Genomic DNA, 13,652 nt, shown 5'->3' with positions numbered 1-13,652 from the left:
TCTAGGTAACGCACTAATTTTTTTGACCAAAGTACCCTACCTATTTATTATATTAGAATGTAATAAATAAAGACTTGTTCATGTTGAAATCTTTGTCATTCGAGTCTAGAATGCTTTGCGTATCTTGTTTGTTTGTCCTGCTCAGGATGATGGATCCACTAGTTCGGTATGTTACGAGTGGCCTCCCGCCTGATTATGTATTTGCCAACATACTTATCTCAATAATTAGCTTATTGGTTTTAATTATCACCCTTTCAGGGTTTCAATCATTCAAGGTCAATGTGGTATTTAGTGGAATGCTGCTTTTGATTTTTGGATATTATTGGATTTCTAGAGATGGACTAGTCAGTACTTCAGATATTAATTTGGTGGCATTTCTTTCGGCAGTAACTGCATTTAACAGAAGAAAGGAGTTGAAAGTAGTGTTATTGTTCTCGTACGCCTTTATTGCTATGCTGGTCATATTATGGCTAGGGAACGCTGAGTTATTAAAGGTGATAGAAAGGCGACCAGTTTTTGATATATACAAGTATCAGTTTGTAGTTGTTCTTTTCACAATTTTTATGATTTATTGGGTGAGACAATATCACACAGATCGAGCCTCAGCACTCAAAAAGACCCAACTGATATCTGCTAAGATCGAAGAACTTGCGGCTGAAAATGAAGCATTGGAACTACAGCAACAAGAACAGGAACAAACCAATGAGCATCTCGAACAACTTGTTATAGAAAGGAAAGAAAGGCTAACAGTATCCAATGAACAAATTTCCTCATTTCTGGATGTAAACTCTAACCAAATAGCTCCTACAGTTGAAGAGCTTCTACAGGAAATCAAATACATGGAAAGCCAAGAAAAGGAGTTGGTATACGCCGATTGGCTTCAACGATCTGGTGAAAAATTGAAAGAGGCTTTTGTCTCTGTGAAGATGTCGTATTCTAAATGGTCTCAAAAATGAGGACAGGAGAAGAATTGGAATTAGGCTTTAAGTATACCTTCTTAAGGATATGCTTGTATGTGGCGGCTTTGGCTACCTTTTTCCAGTTGATGGTCTCAATTATTGAATTTCCAGGCGCGTTTCATGTTTGCTTGTCTTCTGCTCTTTTTATCATTTCGATTGTTTCGATGGCGCTGTGGAAAAATCCTAACAGATATGAGTTCATTGTTCTTCTTAATGCATCTTGTTGGACTATCGCTTACATCATGTACTGGATAGGAGCCAGTGGGATTCATTCTGCGCCGGCTTACGTCTTCTTCGTTTTGGTCATTGTGTTTTTGATTGTTCTGCCGAAACCATATGGATATTACTATACTGTTGCCTTATGTATTACCTGCTTGATGCTCACTAGTTTTATCCCTACCGGAATGAATGGTCAGGTTTTAATAAATGATAATCTTCATTATGTATTAGCTACTCAATACTTGATCAGCTTAGCCATGATAATTATTTCCCTTTACTTCCTTAAATCCAACTTTGATAAAGAACGAGAAAATAATGAGCAGTCAAATCAAACTCTAATCAAACTGACGGCCGAACTGGTTGCCAAGAAAAAAGAACTATTGGTAAAAAAGGAAAAAACAGAAAGTCTCAAAAAGAATTTGGAGCAATTGGTTTACGATAGAACGTTGCAGCTGGAAGAGAAAAACGAGCAATTATCCCAATATGCCTATGATAATGCTCATATCCTAAGAGGTGCATTGTGCAATATTCTAGCTATTGCGAATTTGATTCAAAGGGAGCAAAAGGACAAGAAAGCTAAAAAGGCAGTCGAACGACTAAATCAAAAGGCAATGGATCTTGATCAATTGGTTTATCAAGTCAATAATTTACTGAAATAGGAATTTTTTTAAGATTTGTATTGCCGTTGTGAAAGCCTACCTTTGCGCCCTTAATAAAAGACTTTACAATGACAGAATTAAACACTGAAGAACAAAAATTCAGTTACGGACTAGGACAAAGTGTGGGTACAAATTTCACCAACGAAGGCTTCAACGAGATCTTCGAAATCGACGCTTTCATGAGCGGATTGGGAGATTCATTTGCTGGACATAGCGAATTGACCGTAGAAGAAATTAATACCGTAATTCAAAAGAAGATCGGTGAAATCAAAGCGGCTGCTCATGGTGATGCCAAAGAAAAAGGTGAGGCTTTCTTAAAAGAAAATGCAGCTAAAGAAGGAGTGACTGTTTTACCAAGTGGATTGCAGTACGAAGTCATCGAATCTGGAGATGTTTCTGGAACGAAACCAACTGCTTCTAGTCAGGTAACCACACACTACACAGGTACTTTGATTGATGGAAAAGTGTTTGATAGTTCTGTGCAGAGAGGTCAGCCAGCTACATTTCCAGTGAATGGTGTAATTGCCGGATGGACTGAAGCACTTCAATTGATGGTGCCTGGTGACAAGTGGAAGCTGTATATTCCATTCAATCTGGCTTATGGAGATAGAGGTGCTGGTGCTGATATTCCTCCATTTGCGGCTTTGATTTTTGATATCGAGTTAATCGAAGTGCAGGGTTAATACCTAATCGATTCGTGAAAATATTGAGGTCTTGCTCCTAAAAGCAAGACCTTTTTGTTTAATGGGGATTGATTTATGTTCTATTTCTCATGGTTTATGATAATTGATAGAATTGAATTAATTTGGGATGATTTATCATTAGGTAAACGGGTTTGAAATGCTTAATCGAACCAACCAGAACTATTAAACAAAACCAATTTAAAATGACATCTTCTTCTGAAAATGAAAATGGCTTAATCTACAGATTGCTCGGCCACGTAGAACGCATTGGCAACAAACTGCCAGATCCGGCGATTCTGTTTCTTATCTCCATATTTATCGTCTGGGTTCTGTCAGCCCTGATGGCTTCGATAGAATTTACCGAAATTAATCCGCGAGACGGAATGCCAATCAGAATTCAAAACCTGTTGACTGGTACGGCATTGACCACCTTTCTGTCTAAAATGGTAGGTATCTTTACCAGTTTTGCTCCTTTGGGGGTAGTACTGGTGGCGATGCTCGGAGTGGGCGTAGCAGACGGCTCAGGTTATATTCATACAGCCATCAAGATGATGCTGAAGAAGACTCCTGGTTTTCTACTCACTCCAATGGTGATCTTTGTAGGCATAGTTTCGCACTCTGCTATTGATGCAGGATATGTACTTGTTATTCCATTAGGGGGCATTATTTTTTATGCAGCTGGTAGACATCCGTTGGCCGGAATAGCAGCGGCTTTTGCTGGTGTGTCTGGTGGTTTTAGTGCCAATCCGTTGCCCTCAGCGATCGATCCCCTCTTGCAGGGCTTTACCCAACCGGCAGCTCAGATCATCGATCAGTCTGCCCAGGTCAATCCACTGGCCAATTACTATTTTACCGCTGCTTCCAGTATACTAGTGACCTTGATAGGTTGGTACATTACAGACAAAATAGTAGAACCACGATTGAATAAAAATAATGCTGTGGATGGGGAAGTGGAGCAGGCGCCAGACATGGGAGAATTTACAGGGCAAGAAAAAAAGGCATTTTGGACTGCTAGTTTAGTTACCTTAGGCTTGTTCGTTTTATTTGTATTATCACTTTTACCAGAGAGTTCTCCATTCCGAGATGCCAATGGATCGTTGACTTCGTTTAGCGCACCTGTGATGCAATCTATAGTACCATTGATCTTTTTGTTTTTCCTATTACCTGGTGTCATTCATGGTGTAGTGGCAGGAAAGTTTAAGTCTAGTAAAGACATCATAGATGTTATGTCCGAATCTATGCGCGGCATGGCGTATTATGTGGTAATGGCGTTTTTCTGTTCGCTATTTATCTACGCATTTGGCACTTCTAATTTGGGAGCTTTATTAGCTATCAAGGGTGCTAATTTCTTAAAGGGATTGAACCTGTCTGGTGGAGTGACCATTGCAGGGATCATCATTCTAGCAGCATTTGTCAACTTGTTTGTTGGTTCGGCTTCGGCCAAATGGGCGATGTTGGCACCAATATTTGTGCCCATGCTCATGCAGTTGGGATATTCTCCTGAGTTGACGCAGGCCGCTTACAGGGTAGGGGATTCGTCTACCAATATTATCACTCCACTTATGCCTTATTTCCCACTGGTAGTGGTATTCTGCCAGAAGTACGTGAAGGGCACTGGGATTGGGACTTTGGTTTCGGTGATGGTTCCTTACTCCATAGCGTTATTGATCCTCTGGACAATCTTCTTGGTTACGTTCTGGGTATTAGGCATTCCGCTAGGGCTTCAAGCGAGTTATGTATATGGTGGGTGATTGATTTATACTAACTGGAATCAAAAATGGCTTAGAATTTTTCTAGGCCTTTTTTGATATTTTGGTTCTATTGGACACAGTTTCCGTCTCTAATATCTTCAATGGTTGGGTTGTATCGGTTGTTATCGATAAATGGAGTAATAGGAATATAATCTAGCTGCTGAAAACCACATAAGTTCGTTAGGTTTTTGTTGTACGAAACCACGAAACTGCCATATTCAATTCTTTTTAGATTACTAAACCCGGAAATCGTTTCTAATTGGTCATTCCATTCAATCTGCAATGAATTTCTGATGGATTCTAAGTTCTCAAAGGCAGAGATTTCTTTTGCATTCAAGTTGAGCGAAATTTCAATGCTGCCATCAATCCGCTTAATGGAATCAAATCCTGATAAGTTCTCAAAGCCATTCCAGGTCATTTCTAATCGATTTCTTATGTAGGTTACATTATTGAAGCCTTCCAGGCTCATTAACCTTGGTTGTCCCATAATGATTAGATCTTCATGCAAAGAATCAATATTGGAAAAAGCCGAAAGGTCTTCCAAGTAATCATTCCAGGAAATATTCAAATTGCCACCAATTTTATGCAGATTATGAAGTCCTTCCAGGGATGATAATGAAGTCCATCCAATAAAAACATTACCTCTAACTTCTCTTAATGTATGAAGCGCTGAAATATCTGATATGCCATTGAGCAAGAGATCTCCATTAATGATTTCATATTGATTAATGGCAAATTCATCTAATTCTGATTGATCTAGAATTCCAATACTCTCCGGGTATTCTATTGGCTGATCATCTTCGGTTGAGTTGCAGGTGGTTAATGAAAAAAGGAAAATTAACAAGAATACATTTAACTCGATTTTTCGCATAGGTCGGTCATATTGTTGGTGACATCAGTTTTGAATTACGTTTAGCAAGGCATAAAGATCTCGTTATTCGCCCACTAGACTATTTATGTAGCTGAAAGGTAGTAGCTGATACCTTGAAGTATTTTAACTATCTCATTTTTTTGCTCTTTAAAAAGATGAATTCTCCTCCTTCATCTCCAGATTGACTAATGGCACCCAGCTGCGGAATCTGACCGTTGGGGCTGTTGTTGATTACAGCGATTTTATATGCGGCAAAAAGTTACTTGCAATCAATTCTTTTTGCCAAAATACATCAAGCAAAGACTGCATTTCATTTGCTTTGTCAGCTTGATTCAAAGCTTGGTAAGCTATTTTTTTACCCTGTAGAGCTTTGGCTCTAAGTGGTGTTCTTTCCAGTCCCTGATCAAATAGCACTAAGGCTTCTTCATATCTTGCTTGATCAATCAGCCAATAAGCGTATTGTTCATACGATGGAAGCGGAATGTCTGGCGGGCCTTGGGGTAATGGCAATTCACTTTCGAGAGCAACAGCTTTTTTGAGGTGGTTTTCTGTAGCAGATGGGTCTCCTTTAAGAATAGCTGACATGGCCATCATTTGATTGAGCATAACTTCTGCTTGAATGATCGTTCTTTTGTTTGGGGCATAGCGCGTATATCCTGCACTACACATAGAAATTCCATCCGTAGTGACTAACAACTCCGCTTTGGCTATTTTGTCTTCTAATAACTCTATGTGGGTTTTAATTGTTTCGTAACCTCCTTCTTTAGTAGCCATTAGACTGACAAAGAAATGATGTTGTGCGTTTGTAGCGATACTCAGGTCTTCCACATCAACAACCAAAGGAGCTTCTTTTAAATCCCATGATCCTGACTCAGTCACCTGAAAATTTTGCATGTTTATGAGATAAGCTCTTGCTGAAGATGTTTGAGCGTTTCTTGTAAAGGAGAGCATGTCTTTCATGAGCTGAGTGGCTTTGTCAAATCTTCCTTGCTGCAAGTAGGCATAGTGCAACCATTGGTAACTGTGAAATCCTCTAGCTGCATCTCCCAAACCAAGTCTTTCCATTTTGCGCACACTGGCACCGTAAGAATTTTCATTGGAGGAGGCTACTTCATTCCACATGCCACGATTGAGATAAATGTGTGATGGCATATGTAATGCATGCACTGCATCAGGCGCGGTGCTTGCATATTTGTTAGCCGCCTCAATACCTTGTATGGCTAGATTGGGGCTGTCAAAAGCATGAATGGTGTAGTGCAAAGCCCCGGGGTGGTTGGGGTTTTCTGTTAAGATACTTTGCGCAACCGCTGCTGCATTGATACTATGATCTTGAGAGCCATCTTTGGGAGAAGACCACAAAAGAGATAGTGCGTAAAAAGCTGCTATTTCTTGATGCTTGGGGTTTTCCCGATGGAGGTCTGATAAGTGATCTGCAAAGGCTTGATTGCGTTCTTTGAGTTCGCCCTCGCCAAACAATAATTCTAACCCTTCCCAAAAGTCTCTCTCTATACCTTTGTCAGCTTTGGCTATTCTTTCTTCTTTGGTTGAACCCACTTGATTTAAAATTTCTCTTCCAGATTCTACATTTTGAAGTCCCCAGAGCGCTTTGTAATGTGTCATGGCTTTTCCCCAGTATGCCATAACTTCATTTGAGTCGGCTTCGATAGCCTTTGAGAATGACTTTCTTGCATCGTCATATTCAAAGCTATGAAGTAGGAGCAGGCCTTGGTCAAAGTCTGCCTGGGCCTTTTCTGAAATGGGAAATCCATGCTGGAGTTCTCCGAGGGTGGTATTGGTTTGATTAGGTGATTTTGAGTTGCATGCCCATAGTATGAAAGAAAGGCAACAGAGTTTGAGTAGTTGGTTCATAATTGAGTGGATCTAAGTTCATGGAATTTACAGATAAAAAAGGAGCTATGAAATTTTATTGTCATCACAGGGTATGTTCGGGTGATCTGTCAGCGAGGGAGGAAGTATAGTAGTTTTTTTCTTCTGCCAGAAGGGGATTGCCCGAATGCTTTTTCGTGCCTCAAGGTCATCAGGGAATGATGGGGTATCCTAGTGGGAGTCACGTATTACAAATGCACGCCATTGGGTTGCAAACTTGCCAGCTTTCGTCTATTTCGCACAATATCCCTCTCTGATTTCTTCTATGGTTGGGTTGTAGGAATTGTTACTGATAAAAGGTTTAATTAGAATATGGTCTAGTTGTTGGAAACCACATAAATTTGTGAGGTTTTTGTTGGACGAAACCATAAAACTCCCATATTCTATACTTTTCAGATTACTAAACCCTGAAATCGTTTCTAGTTCATCATTCCATTCAATTTGCAAGGAATATCTGATGGATTCTAAGTTTTCAAAAGCAGAGATTTCTTTGGTGTTTAAGTTGTGTGAAATTTCAATGCTGCCATTGATTTGTTTGACGGACTCAAAGCCTGATAAATTTTTCAAACCATTTTGAGCTATTTTAACGCGATTTCCTATATAGGTTACATTTTGGAATCCTTCAAGGTTTATTAACTTTGGTTGTCCTCTGATGGTTAGTTCTTCATGCAACGAATCAAGATTGGAAAAAGCCGAGAGATCTTCCAAGTCATCGTTCCAAGAGATATTTAAATCACCCCCGATTTCACGTAGATTGTGTAATCCTTCAAGGGATGATAATGAAGTCCAGCCTATAAAGACATTACCTCTAATTTCTCTTAATGTGTAGAGCGCTGAGATGTCTTTTACGCCATTTAAAACAAGATCTCCATTAATAATTTCATATTGGTTAATAGCAAACTCATCTAATTCTGATTGATCCAGAATTCCAATACTCTCTGGGTATTCTATTGATTTTTCATCTTTAGAAGAGTCACATTTGGAGAATAAAAAAAGAAAAATTAACGAGGATAGAATTAGTCCGGTTTTTCGCATAGGTAGGTAAGGTGGTCAGTGATATTAGATGCTAGATACGTTTATTTTCAAAGAATGGTTTTGTTATTTTCCTCTTTGTATCATATGTGCAAATTTATAAGCTTGTTCTGATTAACTTAAATAGAGTGAGCTAAATGGAGTGTTGAGCTCCACTCCTTTTTTGAATTATTATACTCTTAAATTCTCAAAAGGAATTGAGAAGGTTGTACTAACAAAAAGCCTTCCTGGTTTCCCAGAAAGGCTTTGTATATCTATTTAAAAACTAGCACCGTGCTAGTGTGGAGTATTCCACATCAATAATTTTTGACTTCCACTGGAAGTCGAAAATTATTTCTTCTCATCTACTTCTTCGAACTCTACATCAGACACGTCTGAGTCAGCAGCACCAGCTTCTGGTCCGGCTTGTCCAGCGTCAGCGCCAGGAGCGCCGCCTTCAGCACCTTGAGTAGCTTGGTACATCTCTTGAGAAGCACCTTGCCATGCAGCGTTCATTTCTTCCATTGCAGCGTCGATAGCAGCTAAGTCACCAGACTTGTGCGCTTCTTTCAGCTTCTCCAGACCAGCATTGATTTTGGTTTTGTTGTCATCAGACAATTTATCACCAAATTCGCTCAATTGCTTTTCAGTTTGGAAGATCATAGAATCCGCTCCGTTTAGCTTTTCTATCTTCTCTTTTTCTGCTTTGTCAGACTCAGCATTGGCTTCAGCCTCTTGTCTCATTTTCTCGATTTCTTCTTCTGACAATCCAGATGAAGCCTCGATTCTGATACTTTGTTCTTTGTTTGTGCCTTTGTCCTTAGACGTTACATGCATGATACCATTAGCATCGATGTCGAAAGTCACTTCGATCTGAGGGATGCCTCTTGGTGCCGGTGGAATACCGTCCAAGTGGAATCTACCCAAGCTTCTGTTGTCCTTCGCCATTGGTCGCTCACCTTGTACCACGTGGATTTCCACAGATGGCTGGTTGTCAGCGGCTGTAGAGAAAGTCTCAGACTTCTTCGTAGGGATCGTTGTGTTAGCTTCGATCAGCTTCGTCATCACACCACCCATCGTCTCGATACCGAGAGATAGAGGAGTCACGTCTAGAAGTAATACATCCTTCACTTCACCAGTCAATACTCCGCCTTGGATTGCAGCACCTACAGCTACTACCTCATCAGGGTTTACTCCTTTAGAAGGCTTCTTACCAAAGAATTTTTCAACTTCTTCCTGAATGATTGGAATACGAGTAGATCCACCTACCAAGATAACCTCGTCGATCTCAGACTTTGAAAGACCTGAATCTTTCAAAGCTTGCTCTACTGGCTTCATTGATCTTTTTACCAAATCGTCAGCTAGTTGCTCGAACTTAGATCTAGACAAGCTTCTTACCAAGTGCTTTGGCACACCGTCTACCGGCATGATGTATGGCAAGTTGATCTCCGTGCTAGTAGAACTAGACAATTCGATTTTTGCTTTCTCAGCAGCTTCCTTCAACCTCTGAAGTGCCATTGGGTCTTTTCTTAGGTCGATGCCTTCGTCGCTTTTAAACTCCTCAGCCAACCAGTTGATGATTACTGTATCAAAGTCATCTCCACCCAGGTGTACATCACCATTAGTAGACTTTACTTCGAATACGCCGTCACCTAATTCCAAGATAGAAATATCGAATGTACCACCACCAAGGTCATACACAGCGATTTTCATATCTGCGTTTTTCTTATCCAATCCATAAGCCAATGCCGCAGCAGTAGGCTCGTTGATGATTCTTTTTACTTCTAATCCAGCGATCGCACCAGCTTCTTTAGTAGCTTGTCTTTCTGCGTCGTTGAAGTAAGCTGGTACAGTAATTACAGCTTCTTTGACTTCAGTACCCAAGTAGTCTTCAGCAGTCGACTTCATTTTCTGAAGGATCACTGCAGACAATTCTTGAGGTGTGTAATTTCTGTCACCGATTTTTACTCTTACTACGTCGTTGTTTCCGCTTTCTACAGCATAAGAAACACTCTTCATTTCGTCAGAAACTTCTGCAAATTTCTTACCCATGAAACGTTTCACAGAGCTAATAGTATTTTGTGGGTTGGTAATCGCCTGTCTTTTTGCAGGATCACCAACTTTTCTTTCTCCTTTACCACCGTCCAAGAATGCTACGATAGAAGGAGTAGTTCTATGTCCTTCGCTATTTGGGATAACGACTGGCTCGTTGCCCTCCATCACAGCCACACAAGAGTTGGTAGTACCTAAATCGATTCCGATTATTTTTCCCATGATCTATTTGTTAATTATATCTTTTTAAAATCTTTTACTAATCTGCCAAGCCTATCATCAACTGCTATGCCAAAGCAGTTTTACTGCTGACGTGGTGACAGATTGGCAGAAATGATTTTAGAATTGGGAATTACGACTGACGAATTGGAGTGGTTTGAGAGACTGATCTGCCAGAAGTTCAAGAGGGGATTAACTTTTCCAAAGTTTCAAACTTTGGAAAAGTTGTAGTGGGCTATTTTCTAATTATCTTCAAGATACCCATGATACCGATCAGCACGCCAACACCAAAGCAGATGTAATAAGAAGTTTCATCCATTGTGTATGAGCCACTGAGGGCATTGCCGATGGCTTGGCCGATTTTCTTTGGTGAGTGGGACTCCGCCCAATAAATAAAGAATGCGCCAAGTAAAAGATATATAATTCCAGATTTGATTTGCTTACTCATGTGATTTAATTATTGGATTTGTTGTCTTGCATGCTTTCAAAAACAGAGTTGACTAATGATAGTGCAAGACTGAAAGCAAATGCCCACCAGAATCCGTCGACATCAAAACCAGGAACAAGTCCACTCACTAACATGATCATCAAAGTATTGATAACTAATAGAAATAAACCTAAAGTAACGATTGTGATGGGGATGGTAAGTAAAACAAGAATAGGCTTGAGCAATATATTTACAATTGCCAAGACACCTGCAACCACTAGTGCCGTCAAAAATCCACTTACATGGGCACCCGGGAGTATATAGGAACAAATAAGTACCGCGATGGCTGATAATATGAGTCTAATTATTGTGTTCATTTTAGTTGTTTCGTGTTTGATTAATTTGAATTTACTCAAAGTTTTTGATCATTTCACATGAATGTGTCTACTAGCTTTTAAATTGTTGAGTAATATTGAGGAACGACAAATAATTCCGTTTCTTAAACTAGAGTCAACATAATTATCTTACACAGATTTATAACCTTTTTACTTGTATTTAACATTGTTAATGGATGTGTTTCTAAGAAATATGGAAGACATTTCGCTAGCAATAAAAACTCCGAGTTTGTGAAGTCAGAGGTGAACCAAAAGGCTCCACCGGAGTATTTGGCATCAGCAAACCAAAGTTCCTTTTCAATTGCTGGCGAAGAAAAAGTTGCAATTAGTTTCGAGAATTCTGATATAAGAACAATAACGCTTCCTATAAAAAAGAAGGTTAAAAGCAAGGAAGGTTATAAAATCCCATTGAAACGAAAATTTAATCGATTAAAAACAACGGATGTAGCTACCCATTCATCTAATAGAAAAACAGATCCACTTGGGCTTACTGCATTTGGGTTAGGTATAGTTGGAGCTCTTGGGCTAATAGCGGCTTTCTATGCTGGAGCAGGCGGACTTCTGGCTATTCTGGCTATTCTTGGTGGAGGCATTATGGGGTTGATAAGTGTGAAGAAAATAAAAAAAGAGCCTGAAAAATGGAAGGGGAAGGGGTTCGGGATTTTTGCGCAAGTTTTGTTTTGGTCGATGATGGTCTTTTTTGTTCTGTATTTCATTGCCCTATTAGGGACTGTTTAAGTAAACGGGTGATGTAATTGGATTTCATTTTTTTGTTATGCCTAATGAAATTCTATCTTTGCGCCCCGAAATGAGTAATGATTTGAGTCACTCAATTCATTACTCACTATTCATTTTTAAATTATTCACTATTCCATGAGTCTGACAGAAGAAATAGAAAAAAGAAAAACCTTTGGTATCATTAGTCACCCGGATGCGGGTAAGACGACATTGACCGAAAAGTTGCTGCTTTTTGGTGGGGCGATCAAGACGGCTGGTGCGGTGAAGTCGAACAAAATTGATCGTCATGCTACTTCGGATTTCATGGAAATAGAGAAGCAGAGAGGTATCTCCGTAGCTACTTCGGTTATGGGATTCGATTATAAGAATCGAAGAATAAACCTATTAGATACACCAGGTCACCAAGACTTTGCAGAAGATACTTATCGAACGCTGACGGCTGTGGATAGCGTAGTTCTCGTGGTAGACTGTGTAAAAGGTGTTGAGATCCAGACGGAGAAACTGATGGAGGTTTGTCGGATGAGAAATACTCCGGTGATGGTATTTATTAACAAGCTTGATCGTGAGGGACAAGACCCATACGACCTGTTGGATGAAATTGAAGGCAAGCTCAATATTAAAGTACGTCCTTTGAGTTGGCCGATAAGTATGGGTAAAACTTTCAAGGGTGTCTATAGCTTGTATGAGAAGAAATTAAAGCTTTTTATAGCAAGTAAGCAGAAGCTTGATAAAGAAAATGACATTAGTATTGAGGATATTAATGATCCTCAGCTCGATGAATTGATTGGTGAAAACTATGCGGAGACTCTTCGTGAAGACGTGGAATTGGTAGATGGAGGTTATCCTGAATTCGATATTGAAACCTATAGGAGTGGGGAAGTGGCGCCGGTATTTTTTGGTAGTGCTGTGAATAACTTCGGAGTTCAGGAATTGTTGGATTGCTTTATTGATATTGCACCTGGTCCGGCACCTAGATTTACGGAAGAAAGACAAATCATGCCAGAGGAGTCTAAGTTTTCTGGGTTTGTATTTAAGATTCATGCCAACATGGATCCAAAGCATAGAAACAGAATTGCATTCGTAAGGGTATGTGCAGGTGAGTTCAAAAGAGGGAGTAATTACTTTCATACCAGGCTAGATAAGAAATTCAGATACTCTAATGCCACGGCTTTTATGGCGCAGAGTAAAGAAGTGATAGATGAGGCTTACCCAGGAGACATTGTAGGACTATATGATACGGGTAATCTTAAGATCGGTGACACGCTGAGTGAAGGTGAAAAGGGTATGTATAAAGGAATACCTAGTTTCTCACCAGAAATTTTCCGTGAGGTGGTCAATATGGATGCTATGAAAACTAAGCAGTTGGAGAAAGGATTGACTCAGTTGATGGATGAGGGGGTAGCACAGCTATTTACCTATGAAATGGGAGCCAGAAAAGTAGTGGGTACCGTGGGTGCGCTTCAGTTTGAAGTGATCCAGCATAGATTGTTACATGAATATGGCGCAACCTGTAAGTTCATGCCAATGAATCTGTTTAAGGCTTGTTGGTTCAGTAGTGAAGACAAAAAGAAGCTGGATGAATTTATAGATTCTAAATATCGACATATAGCGAAAGATAAGGATGGAAAGTTAGTGTTCATGGCAGAATCCAAGGCCTGGTTGCAAATGGTTCAAGATAATTTTCCAGAAATAGAATTTCATTTTACTAGTGAGTTTTAGGTAATTTCACATCACTAAGATTTAAATACACATTTAATGCTATAATGTGTATCTTTTATTTA

General features: G+C 39.7%; 12 protein-coding genes. 6 read left to right on the top strand and 6 right to left on the bottom strand.

The window, feature by feature from the left end:
• Positions 1-146: 146 nt before the first annotated feature.
• From ACO6S2_RS14995 to ACO6S2_RS14980, 4 genes are all read left to right on the top strand, one after another.
• Positions 147-956, top strand: a complete 810-nt coding sequence (locus ACO6S2_RS14995; protein WP_422359370.1) for a hypothetical protein — start codon at positions 147-149, stop codon at positions 954-956.
• Positions 953-1,837, top strand: coding sequence for a hypothetical protein (locus ACO6S2_RS14990; protein ID WP_422359369.1), 885 nt, complete (start codon positions 953-955; stop codon positions 1,835-1,837). Before ACO6S2_RS14995 ends, ACO6S2_RS14990 begins: the two co-directional genes overlap by 4 nt.
• A 68-nt stretch (positions 1,838-1,905) precedes the next feature.
• The gene (locus ACO6S2_RS14985) at positions 1,906-2,520 is read left to right on the top strand and encodes an FKBP-type peptidyl-prolyl cis-trans isomerase (protein ID WP_422359368.1); all 615 of its coding nucleotides are present in this window, start codon (positions 1,906-1,908) and stop codon (positions 2,518-2,520) included.
• A gap of 203 nt (positions 2,521-2,723) precedes the next feature.
• Positions 2,724-4,271, top strand: a complete 1,548-nt coding sequence (locus tag ACO6S2_RS14980; protein ID WP_422359367.1) for an AbgT family transporter — start codon at positions 2,724-2,726, stop codon at positions 4,269-4,271.
• Positions 4,272-4,338: 67 nt separating this feature from the next.
• Here ACO6S2_RS14980 and ACO6S2_RS14975 read toward each other — a convergent pair whose 3' ends face one another.
• The 6 genes from ACO6S2_RS14975 to ACO6S2_RS14950 all read right to left on the bottom strand — a co-directional run bounded on the left by ACO6S2_RS14975 (position 4,339) and on the right by ACO6S2_RS14950 (position 11,115).
• A complete protein-coding gene (locus ACO6S2_RS14975; RefSeq protein ID WP_422359366.1) occupies positions 4,339-5,142 on the bottom strand; it encodes a hypothetical protein in 804 nt (267 codons plus the stop codon).
• Positions 5,143-5,373: 231 nt separating this feature from the next.
• The gene (locus ACO6S2_RS14970) at positions 5,374-7,011 is read right to left on the bottom strand and encodes a tetratricopeptide repeat protein (RefSeq protein WP_422359365.1); all 1,638 of its coding nucleotides are present in this window, start codon (positions 7,009-7,011) and stop codon (positions 5,374-5,376) included.
• 249 nt (positions 7,012-7,260) lie between these two features.
• Positions 7,261-8,064: a hypothetical protein gene (locus ACO6S2_RS14965; protein WP_422359364.1), complete on the bottom strand. Its 804-nt coding sequence runs from the start codon at positions 8,062-8,064 to the stop codon at positions 7,261-7,263.
• A 327-nt stretch (positions 8,065-8,391) separates the two neighbouring features.
• Entirely contained in the window at positions 8,392-10,314 is a 1,923-nt protein-coding gene (dnaK, locus tag ACO6S2_RS14960; RefSeq protein ID WP_422359363.1) for a molecular chaperone DnaK, read from the bottom strand.
• A gap of 232 nt (positions 10,315-10,546) precedes the next feature.
• A complete protein-coding gene (locus tag ACO6S2_RS14955; RefSeq protein ID WP_422359362.1) occupies positions 10,547-10,759 on the bottom strand; it encodes a hypothetical protein in 213 nt (70 codons plus the stop codon).
• A gap of 5 nt (positions 10,760-10,764) precedes the next feature.
• Positions 10,765-11,115, bottom strand: a complete 351-nt coding sequence (locus ACO6S2_RS14950) for a phage holin family protein (protein WP_422359361.1) — start codon at positions 11,113-11,115, stop codon at positions 10,765-10,767.
• Between the two features lie 249 nt (positions 11,116-11,364).
• On the opposite strand from ACO6S2_RS14950, the gene ACO6S2_RS14945 reads away from it, so the two are divergent.
• Positions 11,365-11,871, top strand: coding sequence for a hypothetical protein (locus tag ACO6S2_RS14945; RefSeq protein WP_422359360.1), 507 nt, complete (start codon positions 11,365-11,367; stop codon positions 11,869-11,871).
• A 135-nt stretch (positions 11,872-12,006) separates the two neighbouring features.
• The gene (locus ACO6S2_RS14940; RefSeq protein ID WP_422359359.1) at positions 12,007-13,590 is read left to right on the top strand and encodes a peptide chain release factor 3; all 1,584 of its coding nucleotides are present in this window, start codon (positions 12,007-12,009) and stop codon (positions 13,588-13,590) included.
• Positions 13,591-13,652 lie beyond the last annotated feature (62 nt).

This window comes from Reichenbachiella sp. (genome assembly GCF_965233835.1).
Taxonomy (GTDB): Bacteria; Bacteroidota; Bacteroidia; order Cytophagales; family Cyclobacteriaceae; genus Reichenbachiella.
The sequence above is the reverse complement of the archived record's forward strand: the minus strand, read 5'-3'. Positions and strand labels throughout refer to the sequence as shown.